The following is a 17,649-nucleotide window of genomic DNA, read 5'->3' on the forward strand; positions in this document are numbered from 1 at the left end:
GCCGATGAGGGCCAGATGGACAACTGTCAGAAATTACAGGTAGAGGCCCTTTCCCGACGAATGGCAAGAGCAAACTGGCGAATCATTTTCGGAAATCGATCCATCGACTAAAAAGATATACAGTCCGAGCCATCGATTAAATCGCCCACCGGGTATTCCCGTCATGATGACCCTGCGTCAGATCCGTCACTTCATCGCCGTGGCCGAAACCGGCTCAATCTCCGCCGCCGCACAAACCGCGTTCATTTCCCAGTCGACCCTGACCCTGGCGATCCAGCAACTGGAAGAGGAAATCGGCGTCAGCCTGTTCAGCCGCCACGCCAAGGGCATGACCCTTACGCACCAAGGCCATCAATTCCTGCGCCAGGCGCACCTGATTCTGGCGACCGTGGACAACGCCAAGCGCAGCCTGCAACAGAGCACCGATCAGGTCGCCGGGCAGTTGATCGTCGGCGTGACCAGTCTGGTCGCCGGTTATTACCTGGCAGATTTGCTTACCCGGTTTCAACGTGCCTACCCCAACGTCGAAATCCGCGTGATGGAAGACGAGCGCCCTTACATCGAGCATTTGCTGGTAAGCGGCGAGATCGATGTCGGCGTGTTGATCCTCTCCAACCTCGAAGATCGCCACGCTTTGCAGACTGAAGTCCTGACCCACTCACCGCACCGTTTGTGGCTCCCGGCCCAGCATCCACTGCTGGAACACGACAGCATCAACCTCGCCGACGTCGCCCGCGAACCGCTGATTCAACTCAACGTCGATGAGATGGATCGCAACGCCCAGCGTTTTTGGCGCGGTTCCGGGCTGCAACCGAAAATCACTCTGAGAACCGCGTCCACCGAGGCTGTACGAAGTCTGGTCGCCGCCGGTTTGGGCGTGTCGATCCAGCCGGACATGACTTATCGCCCATGGTCACTGGAAGGCGACATCATCGAAGCGCGACCTATCGCCGACCTCAACCAGACCCTGGACGTCGGTCTGGCCTGGCGCCGTGGCACTGCGCGCCCCGCTCTCGTCGATCCATTCCTGACCGTGGCCCGCGAACAACCCCACGGCGGCCGCAAGCCATCTATTTAATCGAACGCTGCCTTCAGTATTTAGAATTTGTCGACCTCGGAGCCGCGCACTAGTCTTGCTGCATCTATAAGACGGCCGGCTCCCGATATCAGGGAGCAACAATGGCCACACAAGAAAAGAGATCGCGGAAAATGGCTGGCGCGCAAACCCCGATGTGTACCGCGTTGTTGATCGATGGCGAATTGGTCGCCGGGGAAGGTTTTGTCGAGCCGATTCTCAACCCCGCCACTGGGGAAATTCTCACGCACATCGCCGAAGCCAGCACTGAGCAAGTCGAAGCCGCCATCCTCGCCGCCCACCGCGCCTTTGCCGAGTGGTCGCGCACCACGCCGCAGCAACGTTCGAACATGCTGCTCGACATCGCCAACGCCGTGGAAAAACACGCTGACCACCTCGCCCGCCTCGAATCGCTGAACTGCGGCAAGCCGCTGCATCTGGCGCGTCAGGACGATCTGACGGCGACCGTCGATGTCTTCCGTTTCTTCGCCGGCGCGGTGCGTTGCCAGACTGGTCAGTTGAGCGGCGAATACCTGCCGGGCTACACCAGCATGGTCCGTCGCGATCCGATTGGCGTGGTTGCCTCGATTGCGCCGTGGAACTACCCGATCATGATGGCCGCGTGGAAAATCGCCCCGGCCCTCGCCGCCGGCAATACGCTGGTGTTCAAACCCTCCGAACACACGCCGCTGTCGATCCTCGCTCTGGCGCCAGCGCTGGCTGAAATCCTCCCGCGCGGGGTGATCAACATCATCTGCGGTGGCGGCGAAGGCGTCGGCAGCCACTTGGTCGGCCACGCCAAAGTGCGCATGGTCTCGCTGACCGGCGATATCGTCACCGGGCAGAAAATCCTCCAGGCCGCCGCGAAAACCCTGAAACGCACGCACCTCGAACTCGGCGGCAAAGCCCCGGTGATCGTCTGCAACGACGCCGACATTCAAGCCGTAGTCGAAGGCGTGCGCACCTACGGTTATTACAACGCCGGGCAGGACTGCACCGCCGCGTGCCGGATCTACGCGCAGGCCGGGATTCACGACAAATTGGTTGCCGAACTCGGCGCCGCCGTCAGCAGCCTGCGCTTCGCCGGCAAACGTGATGCCGACAACGAGATCGGCCCGCTGATCAGCACCCGCCAGCGCGACCGCGTCGCCAGTTTCGTCGAACGCGCCCTCGGTCAGCCGCACATCGAACGCGTAACCGGTGCGGCGGTGCATTCCGGCGCCGGTTTCTACTATCAACCGACCTTGCTCGCCGGTTGCAAACAGAGCGACGAAATCGTCCAGCGCGAAGTGTTCGGCCCGGTAGTCACCGTGACCCGTTTCGACGAACTCGCGCAGGCCGTCGACTGGGCCAACGATTCCGAGTACGGCCTCGCCTCGTCGGTGTGGACGCAAAATCTGGACAAAGCGATGCAGGTTGCCGCGCGCTTGCAGTACGGCTGCACGTGGATCAACAGCCATTTCATGCTGGTCAGCGAAATGCCCCACGGCGGGTTGAAACGCTCCGGTTACGGCAAAGACTTATCCAGTGATTCGCTGCAGGACTACAGCGTGGTGCGGCACATCATGGCCCGCCACGGCCAGCATCTCTGACTACGCTAATAACAAGCCGCCAACGGCATGCTTCACCGCGTTCACAACTGCCCCGACCATAATTTGAAGAAGAGGGTTCAACCATGTTCGTGCACAAGACCGCACTGCTCAGTGCAATCACCACGGCCCTGCTGGCCAGTGCCAGCCTGCAAGCGGCCGAGCCGCTGAAGACTGTCGGTGCTGGCGAAGGTCAGCTGGATATCGTTGCGTGGCCGGGTTACATCGAACGTGGCGAGAGCGACAAGGCTTACGACTGGGTCACCGGTTTCGAAAAAGAAACCGGCTGCAAGGTCAATGTGAAGACCGCTGCGACCTCGGACGAAATGGTCAGCCTGATGGCCAAGGGCGGTTACGACCTGGTCACCGCATCCGGCGACGCCTCGCTGCGGTTGATCGTCGGCAAACGTGTGCAACCGATCAATACCGCGCTGATCCCGAACTGGAACACCCTCGACCCGCGCCTGAAAGATGCGCCGTGGTACGTGGTCAACCAGCAGACTTACGGCACCCCGTACCAGTGGGGCCCGAACGTGCTGATGTACAACACCAACGTGTTCAAGACTGCGCCGAGCAGTTGGAGCGTGGTGTTCGCGGCGCAGGATCTGCCCGACGGCAAGCCGAACAAGGGTCGTGTGCAGGCCTATGACGGCCCGATCTACATCGCCGATGCGGCGCTGTATCTGAAGTCGACCAAGCCTGAATTGGGCATCAAAGATCCGTACCAACTCACCGAAGATCAATACAAAGCCGTGCTCGATCTGTTGCGCGCGCAGCAGCCGCTGATCCATCGCTACTGGCACGACACCACGGTGCAGATGAGCGACTTCAAAAACGAAGGCGTGGTAGCGTCGAGTGCCTGGCCGTATCAGGTAAACGGTTTGATGAACGAGAAGCAGCCGATCGCTTCGACCATTCCGAAAGAAGGCGCTACGGGCTGGGCTGATACCACCATGTTGCACGCCGAGGCCAAGCACCCGAACTGCGCGTACAAGTGGATGGACTGGTCGCTGAAGCCGAAAGTCCAGGGTGATGTAGCGGCCTGGTTTGGTTCGTTGCCGGCGGTGCCGGCGGCGTGCAAGGAGAGCGAGTTGCTTGGCGCTGAAGGTTGCAAGACCAACGGTTTCGACCAGTTCGACAAGATCGCTTTCTGGAAAACCCCGCAGGCTGAAGGCGGCAAGTTTGTGCCGTATAGCCGCTGGACTCAGGACTACATCGCGATCATGGGCGGCCGCTAAGCCCGGGAGCAACTCGGTCGAGCTCCCTTTCCCCCTCGCCCCCCTGGGGGAGAGGGCTGGGGTGAGGGGGTAGCTTTTGACCTTGCCCTTGATCTCAGAGCAACGGCCAATAAAGCCACCCTCACCCCCCCGCCCTCTCCCGGAGGGAGAGGGAGCTAAAAGCGGATCGCATCTCGTCCGCTGAATGTGTGAGTTAAGCAAACCGTAAAACGTTTCAGATTTTTCAGAAGTCCAGGCAGGGCCGCTGCGACGGCCTTCGCCTTTTTGGAGCACCGCACCATGACGCTTGCAGTCCAGTTCACCAACGTTTCCCGGCAGTTCGGCGACGTAAAAGCCGTTGACCGGGTTTCCATCGATATCGAGGACGGCGAGTTTTTTTCCATGCTCGGCCCTTCCGGCTCGGGCAAAACCACCTGCCTGCGCCTGATCGCCGGGTTCGAACAACCGAGCGCCGGCTCGATCCGTATCCACGGCGCCGAAGCGGCCGGTTTGCCGCCGTACCAGCGAGACGTCAACACAGTGTTTCAGGATTACGCACTGTTCCCGCACATGAACGTCCTCGACAACGTCGCCTATGGTTTAAAGGTCAAAGGGGTCGGCAAAACCGAGCGGCACAAACGCGCCGAAGAAGCCTTGGACATGGTCGCCCTCGGCGGTTACGGCGCCCGTAAACCGGTGCAATTATCCGGTGGTCAGCGCCAGCGCGTAGCCCTCGCCCGCGCCTTGGTCAATCGCCCGCGCGTGCTGTTGCTGGATGAACCTCTGGGCGCGCTCGATTTGAAATTGCGCGAACAAATGCAAAGCGAATTGAAGAAACTGCAACGCCAGCTCGGCATCACCTTCATCTTCGTCACTCACGATCAAACCGAAGCGCTGTCGATGTCTGATCGCGTCGCCGTGTTCAACAAGGGCCGCATCGAACAGGTCGACACGCCACGCAATCTGTACATGAAACCGACCACTACATTCGTGGCTGAATTCGTCGGAACCTCGAACGTGATTCGCGGCGATCTGGCCCGGGAAATCAGCGGCCATCCGCAGCCGTTTTCGATCCGACCGGAACACGTGCGGTTTGCCGAAGGCCCGCTCGCCAGTCACGAAATCGAAGTCAGCGGCCTGCTCCACGACATCCAGTACCAGGGCAGCGCCACCCGTTATGAACTGAAGCTGGAAAACGGCCAGACCCTGAGCATCAGTCACGCCAACAATCAGTGGATCGACAGCAGCGCACAACACCAGACCGGCCAGCGCCTGAGCGCGCGTTGGGCGCGGGAAGCGATGATTGCGCTGCACGATACCGTGACGAGCGGGGTGTGACATGAGCACGCTCGCGATGACTGCATCGCCGCCGTTGCGCAGGTTTTCCAATCTGCTCTACCGCAAGCCGAACCTGTATCTGTCGATGCTGCTGGTGCCGCCACTGCTGTGGTTTGGCGCGATTTACCTTGGCTCGCTGCTGGTGCTGTTGTGGCAGGGTTTCTACACCTTCGACGACTTCACCATGGCGGTCACCCCTGACCTGACCCTGGCGAATTTCGCCGCGCTGTTTCAGCCGTCGAACTTCGACATCATCCTGCGCACTCTGAGCATGGCCGTCGTCGTGTCGATCGCCAGCGCCATCGTCGCGTTCCCGATTGCCTACTACATGGCGCGCTACACCACGGGCAAGACCAAGGCGTTTTTCTACATCGCGGTGATGATGCCGATGTGGGCCAGTTACATCGTCAAGGCCTATGCGTGGACGTTGCTGCTGGCCAAGGGCGGCGTGGCGCAATGGTTCGTGCAGCACTTGGGGCTGGAGCCGGTGTTGCAGTTCATTCTGGGGATTCCCGGCGTCGGTGGCAGCACCTTGTCGACCTCGCACCTGGGGCGGTTCATGGTGTTTGTCTACATCTGGCTACCGTTCATGATTCTGCCGATTCAGGCGTCGCTGGAACGTCTGCCGCCGTCGCTGTTGCAGGCCTCTGCCGACTTGGGCGCGAAGCCGCGTCAGACCTTTATGCAGGTGATTTTGCCGCTGTCGATTCCGGGGATTGCTGCCGGTTCGATCTTCACGTTTTCGCTGACGTTGGGCGACTTCATCGTGCCGCAACTGGTCGGCCCGCCGGGCTACTTTGTCGGCAGCATGGTGTATGCGCAACAAGGTGCGATCGGCAACATGCCGATGGCGGCGGCGTTCACGCTGGTGCCGATTGTGTTGATCGCGGTTTACCTGTCCATTGTCAAACGACTGGGGGCCTTCGATGCGCTCTAATTCAGAAAAGCAGGGGGAGAAAGCCTCTCTAGGCCTGAAAATCGCAGCCTGGGGCGGGTTGGTGTTTCTGCACTTCCCGATCCTGATCATCTTCCTTTACGCCTTCAACACCGAAGAGGCCGCGTTCAGCTTTCCGCCGAAGGGCTTCACATTGCACTGGTTCAGCGTGGCGTTTTCGCGGCCGGATGTACTGGAGTCGATCAAGCTTTCATTGCAGATCGCAGCTATCGCCACGTTGATTGCGATGGTGCTCGGCACGCTTGCATCGGCCGCTTTGTACCGCCGGGATTTCTTCGGCAAGCAAGGCATTTCGCTGATGCTGATTTTGCCGATCGCACTGCCGGGGATCATCACCGGGATCGCGCTGCTGGCGACGTTCAAGACGCTGGGGATCGAGCCGGGGATGTTCACCATCATCGTCGGCCACGCGACCTTCTGCGTGGTGATCGTCTACAACAACGTCATCGCCCGCCTGCGCCGCACTTCGCACAGTTTGATCGAGGCTTCCATGGATCTCGGCGCCGACGGCTGGCAGACCTTTCGCTACATCATCCTGCCCAACCTCGGCTCGGCGTTGCTCGCCGGCGGCATGTTGGCGTTTGCACTGTCGTTCGACGAAATCATCGTTACCACGTTTACCGCCGGACATGAGCGCACGTTGCCGTTGTGGCTGCTCAACCAACTGAGCCGGCCACGGGATGTGCCGGTGACCAACGTCGTCGCCATGCTGGTGATGATGGTGACGATGCTGCCGATCCTCGGCGCGTATTACTTGACGCGCGGTGGCGAAAGCGTCGCCGGTAGCGGCGGTAAATAACCGAATAACTGAAGAAACCGAATTTCGTGTAGGAGCTGCCGAAGGCTGCGATCTTTTGAAGTTGCTTTGAAGATCAAGATCAAAAGATCGCAGCCTTCGGCAGCTCCTACATGGGTTCGGTTTCGGCAGAACAATAAAAGCGTTAGTGAGGACAACAGACATGCAAACCAAACTCTTGATCAACGGCCAACTGGTCAACGGCGAAGGCCCGGCGCAACCAGTGCTCAACCCTTCGCGTGGCGAAGTGCTTGTAGAGATCAACGAAGCCAGCGAAGCCCAGGTCGATGCCGCCGTGCGCGCCGCCGACAACGCTTTCGCCGAGTGGTCGCAAACTGCACCGAAAGACCGCTCGCTGCTGCTGCTCAAACTCGCCGACGCCATCGAGGCCCACGGCGAAGAACTGGCCAAGCTCGAATCCGATAACTGCGGCAAACCCTACAGCGCCGCGCTCAACGACGAGATCCCGGCGATTGCCGACGTGTTCCGTTTCTTTGCCGGCGCCAGCCGTTGCATGAGCGGTTCGGCCGGTGGCGAATACCTGCCCGGCCACACCTCAATGATCCGCCGCGACCCGGTGGGTGTGATCGCCTCGATCGCGCCATGGAACTACCCGCTGATGATGGTCGCCTGGAAAATCGCCCCGGCGCTGGCCGCGGGTAATACCGTGGTGCTCAAGCCGTCGGAACAAACCCCGCTGACCGCGTTGCGTCTGGCCGAACTGGCGTCGGAAGTCTTCCCGGCGGGTGTACTCAATCTGGTATTTGGTCGCGGTCCTACCGTCGGCAGTCCGTTGGTCACGCACCCGAAAGTGCGCATGGTTTCGCTGACCGGTTCCATCGCCACGGGCGCCAACATCATTTCCAACACTGCCGACAGCGTCAAACGCATGCACATGGAACTGGGCGGTAAGGCGCCGGTGATCATCTTCGATGACGCCGATATCGATGCGGCGGTTGAAGGTATTCGTACCTTCGGTTTCTACAATGCCGGGCAGGATTGCACCGCTGCGTGCCGGATTTATGCCCAGCAAGGCATTTACGACAAGTTCGTCGAGAAGCTCGGCGCGGCGGTCAGCAGCATCAAGTACGGCTTGCAGGATGATCCGTCGACTGAGCTGGGGCCGTTGATCACGGCGCAACATCGCGACCGTGTTGCCGGGTTTGTCGAGCGTGCTGTGGCGCAATCGCACATTCGTTTGATCACTGGTGGCAAGGCTGTCGACGGTAATGGTTTCTTCTTTGAACCAACCGTTCTGGCCGATGCGCAGCAGGACGACGAAATCGTTCGTCGCGAAGTGTTTGGGCCGGTGGTTTCGGTGACCAAATTTACTGATGAAGCGCAGGCACTGGAGTGGGCCAACGATTCGGACTACGGCCTCGCGTCCTCCGTGTGGACAGCGGATGTAGGACGCGCGCATCGCATGTCGGCGCGTTTGCAGTACGGCTGCACGTGGGTGAATACGCACTTCATGCTCGTCAGCGAAATGCCCCATGGCGGTCAGAAATTGTCCGGCTACGGGAAAGACATGTCCATGTATGGGCTGGAGGACTACACCACGGTTCGACATGTGATGTTCAAGCACTAAGCCTTTAAAAGCTTCGCGAGCAAGCTCGCTCCCACATTGAAATGCAATCCCCTGTGGGAGCGAGCCTGCTCGCGAAGGAGTCACCCCGGTTTCAGGAAGGAAACCGGCATTACGCACCACCAGGATCCCAAAACAATAACTACCGAACCGGGCGGCGCCCACAAAGCCCCGCCACGGCCTCGGCCATCCGAAATCTGCCGATTTCACGGAGCAAAACACACATGAGTTCCTCACCCGATCTCGCCACAGCCGTTGCCGACAGCGATGCCGAACAACTACGCAAACTGGGCTACACCTCGAACTTCAACCGCAGCATGAGCCTGTGGGAAAACTTCGCTTTGGGCTTCACTTATCTGTCACCCGTCGTAGGGGTTTATACCCTCTTCGGCCTGTGCCTCGCCGCTGGTGGCCCACCGATGTTCTGGGCGTATTTGCTGGTCGGTTGCGGCCAATTGCTGGTGTGCCTGATCTTCGGCGAAGTGGTCTCGCAGTTCCCGATTTCCGGCGGCGTTTACCCTTGGGCACGCCGCTTGGTCGGTAAAAAATGGGCATGGATGGTCGGCTGGATCTACTCCATCGCCCTCTGTGTCACCATCGCTGCCGTTGCGGTCGGCGCTGGCCCGTACCTGGCTGCCATGCTCGGTTTTGAGCCGAGCAACAACACCAACATCGTCATCGCGCTGGTGCTGACCCTGTTCGCCACACTGGTCAACCTCAGCGGCACCAAAGTGCTGGCGCGCATCGCCATGTTCGGCTTCCTCTGCGAACTGGTTGGCGCAGTGATCGTCGGCGTTTACCTGCTGGTGTTCGAACGCCATCAACCGCTGAGCGTGCTGTTCAACACCTTCGACATCAGCGTCGACGGCTCGTACCTGCCGGCCTTCCTCACTGCTTCGCTGGCGGGGATGTTCCTTTACTACGGCTTCGAGGCCTGCGGCGACGTTGCCGAGGAAACCCCGAACCCGAGCGCAAAAATCCCGGTGGCCATGCGCATGACCATCTACATCGGCGGCATCGCGGCGATGTTCGCCTGCCTCGCACTGATCCTCGCCGTGCCGGACATGCAAGCGGTGATCAACGGCACCGACAAAGACCCGGTCACCACCATCCTCAACAACGCCTTCGGCCCGGTCGGTTCGAAAGTGGTGATGGGCGTGGTGATGATTTCCTTCATCTCCTGCGTCATCAGCCTACAAGCCGCGGCGAGCCGTCTGCTGTACTCCTACGCTCGCGACGAAATGGTCATCGGCAGCCGACTGCTGAAAAAGATTTCTCCTACCACCCAAGTACCGGTTGCCGCACTGTTCGTGTCCGGCATCCTGCCGGCCCTGATCATCGCCCTCGGCTTCTTCCTGCAAGACGCCGTGGCCACCATCGTCAGCTTCGCCGCCATCGGCATCTACCTCGCGTTCCAGATGATCGTGCTGGCCGCGCTGTACGCCCGCAGCAAAGGCTGGAAACCAAGCGGCAAATTCACCCTCGGCGCCTGGGGCTGGCCGGTGAACATCGGCGCGCTGGTGTATGGCGTTGGCGCAATCATCAACATGGCTTGGCCACGTACGCCGGATGCAGCGTGGTATGTGAACTATGCGATGGTGTTGAGCACCGCGATCGTGATTGGTTTGGGGCTGGTTTATATGTGGATTGGCAAGCCGTATGACCATGGCAAGGCGCCGGCTGGGGATGCTTGGAAGGTGAGTCGCTAAGAAGAATCACCCCGGAATCGAGATTTGATTCCGGGGTCTCCTCGAAGCACTGTCATCAATTCATCAGTACGCCATTTGATATCGGCTTTACCTCTAACAGCTTCGAAGCGATCCAGATCGATCACCTTTCTCTTTTTACCCTTCGCTTCATCTTTGCTCACAGAATTGCTTCTCCCTTTTCCCGATTGCTAACTCATAAAGGAAAATCTTCGGTGCAGGGATGGTTCAGCAGCGGAATCTAAAAAAACAGGCATTTCCTACAGATACAGCCTGCCTGAAAAAGCCCCATTTCCTACGATGTGTGGCGAAAGGGTAGACTTGTCGCCGCAAGCGCCTGACCGATAGGCTTTATCCCGTCGCTGTTAATTCAGCGATCCGGGGTCGAAGCCGGAAACTGTCAAAACGGTGCTTGCATGCCCTCCATTGAACTGCGGCTTTTTCACAACTTCAGTTCTGCTTTATGGCGGGCCGTGTGGCGCGGGCCTTCCGGCTTTACCGTTTCGACAGGAAGTAACCCGACTTCGAACGCCACTCGGCTCGCCACCCAATTTTTCGAAGAATTGGTGGCGACTTTCCAACTCGAAACGGAAGTCACTACATGTCTACGCAAATCCAGAATCCACCTTCAACGCACTTCACCCCCACCGCCTTCACCCGCCACAACCGCTTCCTCCACGCCTTCATGCAAGACCACGAAGCCTGGTTCTGCGTGCAAGATCTCGGTCGCTTGATGGGTTACCCCCTGAACGAACGCCTCACCCTGAAACTCGATCCCGATCAGCGTCGCCATGTCCTTCTGCGTCGGGACGGCGAAATCATCGATTGCGCGATGGTCAGCGAGTCCGGCCTGTTCGCCCTGCTCGTCCATCACTTCGTCCCGGAAAACCGTCACCTGCGCCAGTGGTTGAGCCATGAAGTCATCCCGATGCTGCGTGAAACCCATTCAAGTCCAGTGGAAAACCACCCAAGTCTGAGTTCGATGCACTGGGCAGGCGTCACCGTACCGCTGCTGCACTGGCAGCAGCAGGCGTGGGTCAAATGGCGGGATGTGCCGGAGTTGATGCGCGGCCAGCGGCCGTATCCGGTTCTGAGCACTTGCAGCTAAGGCTCATAAACAAAAAACCTGTAGCGAGGAAGCTAGCTCCCTCGCCACAGGTTTAGCGTGTCCCCTCTAGCGAGTTGAATTCAGATGAGTAGAACTGTTCTCAAATGTCCTCAGATTGAGGAAGTCATTCCCTGTGATGAAAGCTTTGCGATCTCTTACCTGAAACTAAACGACAATGCCGATCTTCAGAAAGCCATTGCCGTCGGCATCACCGATGCCGACGCAGGCAATTTGATTGACCTGGCCACCGTAAGAGCCAAATGGCTTTCACGGTGCCCACCCCAGCGTTAAAACCGCGAAACACTGCGCATCGCATCCACCAGATACCGCATCGCAATCCGGTCATTCTCCGAAAGCTCCCGATAACGCTCCACCAGCTTCACTTCGTCAGAGCTGAGCCGACGCCTTTTGCGGCCGCTGCCCAGGCACGGAAAGATGCCCAGCATGTCGGTGATACCTTGTATTTTTGCCATGGACGATGTCCTTCAGTACTTCAAAGAATTGCTAAACCACCACATCGCCCTGCCCCTTACAGCAGCGCCGTGTGCCCTACCGGTCAGCACCGGTCATGCCCATAGAATAGAAATTAAATCGGCGCTGAAAAGCGGTTTTTAGAGTAATTAGTCGAAAAAAGCAGATATGCCGTGTAAATCAGAACGCCCTGTCAGATTTTTAACCGACATGTCTTGTTTCATTGACACACTGGCGCGGTGAATCAACGAATTTTGCATTGCGAGCGAACCGTTTAAGCTAGCCGGCATCTGTTTATAGTCCGTTGCGTTTGGCCGAAGGCTTGTCCGAACCGTTATTTCTGATCCAGCACGTGCCAGGAACGGCGCGGGATTGCACACGACAGGTTGTATTTATGCACCGCAGGAATTTGCTCAAAGCGTCCATGGCCATTGCGGCTTACACCGGTCTTTCGGCCACTGGCCTGCTGGCCAGCCGTGCGTGGGCGGCCAATGGCGGCGCCGCCGATGGCGAGGCTCAGGCCTTCGACTTCGAAGCCCTGAAGCGCCAGGCCAAGCAACTGGCTGGCAGCGCCTATCAGGACACCAAGCAGGTGCTGCCGCCAACCCTGGCGACCATGACCCCGCAGAACTTCAACGCGATCCGCTACGACGGCGAGCATTCGCTGTGGAAGGAAAACAAGGGCCAACTGGACGTGCAGTTCTTCCACGTCGGCATGGGGTTCCGTCAGCCGGTGCGCATGTACAGCGTCGACGCCAAGACCCGCACTGCCCGCGAAGTGCATTTCCGCCCGGCACTGTTCAACTATGAAAACACTTCAGTCGACACCCAGCAGCTCAAGGGTGACCTCGGTTTTGCTGGCTTCAAGCTGTTCAAAGCGCCGGAGCTGGATCGTCACGATGTGTTGTCGTTCCTCGGCGCCAGCTATTTCCGTGCGGTAGACGCCACTGGCCAATATGGCCTCTCGGCGCGCGGCCTGGCGATCGACACGTACGCGAAAAAACGCGAAGAATTCCCTGACTTCACCAAGTTCTGGTTCGAGACACCGGACAAGAACGCCACCCGATTTGTGGTGTATGCCCTGCTCGACTCGCCAAGTGCCACTGGCGCTTACCGTTTCGACATCGACTGCCAGGCCGAGCGCGTGGTGATGGAAGTCGATGCGCACATCAATGCGCGCACGGCGATCGAGCAATTGGGCATCTCGCCGATGACCAGCATGTTCAGTTGCGGCACCCACGAGCGCCGCATGTGCGACACCATCCACCCGCAAATCCACGACTCGGATCGTCTGGCGATGTGGCGCGGCAACGGCGAGTGGATCTGCCGTCCGCTGAACAACCCGGCGACGCTGCAGTTCAATGCGTTTGCCGACACCGATCCGAAAGGATTCGGTCTGGTGCAGACCGACCATGAATTCGCCAACTATCAGGACACCGTCGACTGGTACAGCAAGCGCCCGAGCCTGTGGGTCGAACCGACCACCGCGTGGGGCGAGGGCTCCATCGATCTGCTGGAAATTCCAACCACCGGCGAGACCCTCGACAACATCGTGGCTTTCTGGACACCGAAAAAACCGGTGGCTGCCGGCGATTCGCTGAACTACGGCTACAAGCTTTACTGGAGCGCGCTGCCGCCGGTGAGCACGCCGTTGGCGCGGGTGCAGGCAACTCGTTCTGGCATGGGCGGTTTCGTTGAGGGCTGGGCACCGGGCGAGCATTATCCGCCGGTGTGGGCGCGTCGCTTTGCTGTGGACTTCACTGGCGGCGGTCTGGATCGTTTGCCCCAGGGCACCGGGATTGAGCCGGTGGTGACGTGCTCGAACGGCAAGGTGCAGGACTTCAGCGTGCTGGTGCTGGATGACATCAAGGGTTACCGGATCCTGTTCGATTGGTACCCAACCAATGACAGCGTTGAGCCGGTGGAGCTGCGTTTGTTCATTCGCACCAATGACCGCACGTTGAGCGAGACCTGGTTGTACCAGTACTTCCCGCCGGCGCCGGATAAGCGTAAATATCCTTGATGATGTAGCTCCTACAGGGGGCATGTCAGCGGATTAGCGCAAGGAAATCAGAAAAAAAACCCGCCGGTTCAATGGCGGGTTTTTTATTGGCTGGTGACGGAGCGTCAATCAATCGCGCAAATCAGACTCATGAATCGGCTGATCACGATGAGTCGCGCGCTGGTACTGCGCCGGCCACACCGCTTTGCGCCCACCGAGATCATCGTCGGCATGCAACGGCCAATACGGATCACGCAGCAGCTCGCGGGCGAGGAAGATGATGTCGGCCTGACAGGTGCGCAGAATGTGCTCGGCCTGCGCTGGCTCGGTAATCATTCCCACAGTGCCGGTGGCGATGCCTGACTCCTTACGCACACGTTCGGCGAAGCGCGTCTGATAACCCGGCCCAACCGGAATTTCCGCGTTGGCCGCCGTCCCGCCCGACGACACATCGATAAGATCCGCGCCAAGGGTGTGCAGGCGTCGCGCCAGCTCCACGGTTTCATCCGGGTTCCAGCCATCCTCTACCCAGTCAGTGGCCGACACGCGGACAAACAGCGGCAACTCCTCAGGCCAGACCGCCCTCACCGCTTCGGTGACTTGCAGCACCAGCCGAATACGGTTTTCAAACGAACCACCATATTGATCGCGACGCTGATTACTCAACGGCGATAGAAACTGATGCAGCAGATAACCATGCGCCGCGTGCACCTCAACCACACTGAAACCCGCCTTCAACGCGCGTTTGGCGGCATCGACAAATGCCTGAATGACGTCAGCGATTTGCCCTTCATCCAGCTGTTTCGGTTGCGTGTGCTGTGGGTCAAAGGCAATCGGCGACGGCCCGACCGGGGTCCAGCCGCCATCATCGGGTTTGACGCTGCCATGCTTGCCGATCCACGGCCGATGGGTGCTGGCCTTGCGCCCGGCGTGGGCCAATTGAATGCCGGCAACCGCGCCTTGAGACGTAATGAAGCGGGTGATGCGTTGCAGCGGTTCGATCTGTTCGTCGTTCCACAGGCCGAGGTCTTCGGCGGTGATCCGCCCGTCGGCTGTGACCGCGGTGGCTTCGGTAAATACCAGACCGGCACCGCCCACCGCGCGGCTGCCGAGGTGCACCAAATGCCAGTCGTTGGCCAGGCCGTCGACGCTTGAGTATTGGCACATCGGCGAGACGGCGATGCGGTTGGGCAGGGTCAGTTGGCGAAGAGTGAAGGGTTCAAGCAGCAGACTCATGGGGCACCTCTCAAATCAGTGGGCAGGCTCCAGGGTTCTGTTTGAATAGTCGACGAGTGACAGGAAAAAGGCGCAGCACCCGCCCCCGCGGGCAAAAAATTCGACAAGACGTCACAAGGCCAATCAAGCAGTGCTTAGAGCCTAGTCGACAACCGGGGATGAGGGAGGGTTCAGAGTGATTCAGTGTGTGAACGACCTGCTCGCGAAGGACTTAACGCGGTTCGATGTGGGCAATCATCAACTGAACGGACTCGTTACCCCGAAACTCGTTAACGTCGAGCTTATAAGCCAGTTCAACCCACTGAATCGTCGGGTTCGGCCAGATATCGCGATCAACGCCAAAGGCAATGCCATCCAGCTTCACCGAGCCACATTCGCTCTTCAGCACCACTTTCAGGTGCCGCTCGCCGACCACCCGCTGCTCAACCAACTGAAACACGCCATGAAACAGCGGCTCCGGGAAGTGCTGCCCCCAGGGCCCGGCGTGGCGCAGGGCGCGGGCCAGTTCGAGGTGGAATTCTTCCACCGCCAGCGTGCCATCCGAGAGCAAACGCCCGGTCAGGTCATCCTCGCGAAGTTGCCTGCGCACCTCAGCGTCAAAGGCCTCGGCGAACAGCGGAAAATTCTCCTGCGGCAAGGTCAGACCGGCCGCCATTGCGTGGCCACCGTACTTGGCGATCAGGTTTGGGTGCTGCGCCGCGACCACGCTCAAGGCATCGCGAATGTGAAAGCCTTGCACCGAGCGCCCCGAGCCTTTGAGCAAACCATCGCCCGCATCGGCAAAGGCAATGGTCGGACGGAAATAACGCTCTTTCATCCGCGACGCGAGAATCCCGATCACACCCTGGTGCCACTCGGGATCGAACAGGCACAGACCAAACGGCATCGACTCGACCGGCAAGTCCTTGAGCTGCGCCAGCGCTTCACGCTGCATGCCCTGCTCGATGGATTTACGATCCTGGTTCATGCCGTCCAGTTGCACGGCCATTTCCCGGGCCAGGTTGGCGTCGGCGGTGAGCAGGCATTCGATGCCCAGACTCATGTCATCCAGACGCCCGGCCGCGTTCAGGCGCGGGCCGACGATAAAACCGAGATCCGTGGAGGTAATGCGTGCAGCGTCACGCTTGGCCACTTCAAGAATCGCTTTGATCCCCGGCCGTGCGCGACCGGCGCGAATTCGTTCCAACCCCTGATGCACCAGAATCCGGTTGTTGGCGTCCAGCGGCACCACGTCGGCAACGCTGCCCAGCGCCACCAGATCGAGCAACTCGCCGATGTTCGGCTGCGGCTTGTTCTCGTACCAGCCGAGACTGCGCAAACGCGCACGCAACGCCATCAATACATAAAAAATCACGCCCACGCCGGCCAGCGCCTTGCTCGGGAATTCGCAACCGGGCTGGTTCGGGTTGACCAGCGCATCGGCCAGCGGCAATTCATCACCGGGCAAGTGGTGGTCGGTGATCAGCACCTTGAGCCCGGCCTTCTTCGCCGCCGCCACGCCTTCGACGCTGGAGATGCCGTTGTCGACGGTCACCAGCAAATGCGGCTCACGGGTGAGAGCGACTTCGACGATTTCCGGGGTCAGGCCGTAGCCGTATTCGAAACGATTCGGCACCAGATAATCGACATGCGCCGCACCCAACAAACGCAAACCGAGCATGCCGACAGTGCTGGCCGTGGCGCCGTCCGCATCGAAGTCGCCAACGATCAGGATGCGCTGGCGTTGCTCCAGTGCCGTCACCAACAGGTCCACCGCCGCGTCGATGCCCTTGAGTTGCTGGAACGGGATCAACCGCGCCAGACTCTTGTCCAGCTCAGCCTCGGACTGCACGCCCCGCGCCGCGTACAGGCGGGTCAGCAGTGGAGGCAATTCACCCAGAAAGGGCAGCGTGGCGGGTAACGGACGAGATTCAATACGCATGGAGTGACGGAGACTTCTCTTGAAAACGTAGGATTATTCAGCGGTGGCGCGACTTCAGCCGCGCTCGCCCTGCAGCCACTGCAACTGGACTTCGTGCTGACCCCGGTCGTCGGTGACGAAGATCGTCCCTTCGCTGATCATCACGTCCCACTTGATAACGCGGGGCATGTCCTTGGCCAGGGTTTCCAGCACTTCTTGCGGAACCGCTGCGATGTTGACGTTTTTCAGATTCTTGATCGCCGGGATCACCTTGGTTTCCCAAACGCGCAGGCTGCCGTAGGCGAGCAGGCTGGTGCGTTCGGTACGACGCGAGCACCAGGTCAGACGATCGGCGTCTGGCTGGCCGACTTCGATCCAGTGCAGAACACGGTCGTCCAGGCTCTTTTCCCACAGTGCGGGTTCATCCACGTCTGACAGACCGCGACCGAACGACAACTGCTCGTTGTACCAGAGGGCGTAGGCCAGCAGTCGCACGGTCATGCGCTCTTCGGTTTCCGAAGGGTGACGGGCGATGGTCTGCTTGACGCTCTCGTAGACACTGCGGTCGAGGTCGGTGAGGTTCAGTTCAAACTTGTAGGTAGTGGACGGCTGGGCCATGAACGGGCTTCTTGATACGAGGAAAGTCGGCAAGTCTAACCGATGCGGTAGGC

Annotated in this window: 15 protein-coding genes; 10 read left to right on the forward strand and 5 right to left on the reverse strand. The window is 59.6% G+C overall.

The features are described from left to right. Positions 1-163: 163 nt before the first annotated feature. From FGA82_RS22985 to FGA82_RS23020, 8 genes are all read left to right on the forward strand, one after another. Positions 164-1,078, forward strand: coding sequence for a LysR family transcriptional regulator (locus tag FGA82_RS22985; protein ID WP_007949637.1), 915 nt, complete (start codon positions 164-166; stop codon positions 1,076-1,078). Between the two features lie 131 nt (positions 1,079-1,209). Next, on the forward strand, positions 1,210-2,667 hold the full coding sequence (locus FGA82_RS22990) for a gamma-aminobutyraldehyde dehydrogenase (protein ID WP_141128862.1): 1,458 nt from the start codon (positions 1,210-1,212) through the stop codon (positions 2,665-2,667). Between the two features lie 83 nt (positions 2,668-2,750). Further along, positions 2,751-3,902, forward strand: coding sequence for a putative ABC transporter substrate-binding protein YdcS (gene ydcS, locus FGA82_RS22995; RefSeq protein WP_141128863.1), 1,152 nt, complete (start codon positions 2,751-2,753; stop codon positions 3,900-3,902). Between the two features lie 279 nt (positions 3,903-4,181). Further along, positions 4,182-5,219, forward strand: coding sequence for an ABC transporter ATP-binding protein (locus FGA82_RS23000; RefSeq protein WP_141128864.1), 1,038 nt, complete (start codon positions 4,182-4,184; stop codon positions 5,217-5,219). Between the two features lie 16 nt (positions 5,220-5,235). Beyond that, positions 5,236-6,156 carry an ABC transporter permease gene (locus FGA82_RS23005; RefSeq protein WP_432767189.1) on the forward strand — a complete coding sequence of 307 codons (921 nt, stop codon included), beginning with the start codon at positions 5,236-5,238 and terminating at the stop codon, positions 6,154-6,156. Then, positions 6,146-6,973, forward strand: coding sequence for an ABC transporter permease (locus FGA82_RS23010; protein WP_034154841.1), 828 nt, complete (start codon positions 6,146-6,148; stop codon positions 6,971-6,973). The genes FGA82_RS23005 and FGA82_RS23010 overlap by 11 nt, the downstream gene beginning before the upstream one ends. A 160-nt stretch (positions 6,974-7,133) precedes the next feature. Next, entirely contained in the window at positions 7,134-8,558 is a 1,425-nt protein-coding gene (locus FGA82_RS23015; protein ID WP_141128866.1) for a gamma-aminobutyraldehyde dehydrogenase, read from the forward strand. Positions 8,559-8,779: 221 nt separating this feature from the next. After that, on the forward strand, positions 8,780-10,264 hold the full coding sequence (locus tag FGA82_RS23020) for an APC family permease (protein ID WP_141128867.1): 1,485 nt from the start codon (positions 8,780-8,782) through the stop codon (positions 10,262-10,264). On the opposite strand, the gene FGA82_RS32185 is transcribed toward FGA82_RS23020, so the two are convergent. Beyond that, positions 10,261-10,425: a hypothetical protein gene (locus FGA82_RS32185; RefSeq protein ID WP_160056119.1), complete on the reverse strand. Its 165-nt coding sequence runs from the start codon at positions 10,423-10,425 to the stop codon at positions 10,261-10,263. The genes FGA82_RS23020 and FGA82_RS32185 overlap by 4 nt on opposite strands. A gap of 437 nt (positions 10,426-10,862) precedes the next feature. On the opposite strand from FGA82_RS32185, the gene FGA82_RS23025 reads away from it, so the two are divergent. Further along, on the forward strand, positions 10,863-11,369 hold the full coding sequence (locus FGA82_RS23025) for a BRO-N domain-containing protein (protein ID WP_141128868.1): 507 nt from the start codon (positions 10,863-10,865) through the stop codon (positions 11,367-11,369). Between the two features lie 287 nt (positions 11,370-11,656). Here the strand turns inward: FGA82_RS23025 and FGA82_RS23035 are convergent, their stop codons facing one another. After that, positions 11,657-11,842: a hypothetical protein gene (locus FGA82_RS23035; protein WP_007908956.1), complete on the reverse strand. Its 186-nt coding sequence runs from the start codon at positions 11,840-11,842 to the stop codon at positions 11,657-11,659. Between the two features lie 392 nt (positions 11,843-12,234). Between FGA82_RS23035 and FGA82_RS23040 the strand changes: the two genes are divergently transcribed. Beyond that, on the forward strand, positions 12,235-13,863 hold the full coding sequence (locus FGA82_RS23040; protein ID WP_116028700.1) for a glucan biosynthesis protein D: 1,629 nt from the start codon (positions 12,235-12,237) through the stop codon (positions 13,861-13,863). Between the two features lie 108 nt (positions 13,864-13,971). Here the strand turns inward: FGA82_RS23040 and FGA82_RS23045 are convergent, their stop codons facing one another. From FGA82_RS23045 to FGA82_RS23055, 3 genes are all read right to left on the reverse strand, one after another. After that, the gene (locus tag FGA82_RS23045) at positions 13,972-15,078 is read right to left on the reverse strand and encodes an NADH:flavin oxidoreductase/NADH oxidase (RefSeq protein WP_064393243.1); all 1,107 of its coding nucleotides are present in this window, start codon (positions 15,076-15,078) and stop codon (positions 13,972-13,974) included. 211 nt (positions 15,079-15,289) lie between these two features. Next, on the reverse strand, positions 15,290-16,999 hold the full coding sequence (gene recJ / locus FGA82_RS23050; RefSeq protein WP_141128870.1) for a single-stranded-DNA-specific exonuclease RecJ: 1,710 nt from the start codon (positions 16,997-16,999) through the stop codon (positions 15,290-15,292). A gap of 54 nt (positions 17,000-17,053) precedes the next feature. After that, the gene (locus FGA82_RS23055; protein WP_007908961.1) at positions 17,054-17,596 is read right to left on the reverse strand and encodes a YaeQ family protein; all 543 of its coding nucleotides are present in this window, start codon (positions 17,594-17,596) and stop codon (positions 17,054-17,056) included. Positions 17,597-17,649 lie beyond the last annotated feature (53 nt).

The sequence above is a fragment of the Pseudomonas fluorescens genome, assembly GCF_005938625.1.
In the GTDB taxonomy this organism is placed as follows: domain Bacteria; phylum Pseudomonadota; class Gammaproteobacteria; order Pseudomonadales; family Pseudomonadaceae; genus Aquipseudomonas; species Aquipseudomonas fluorescens_BD.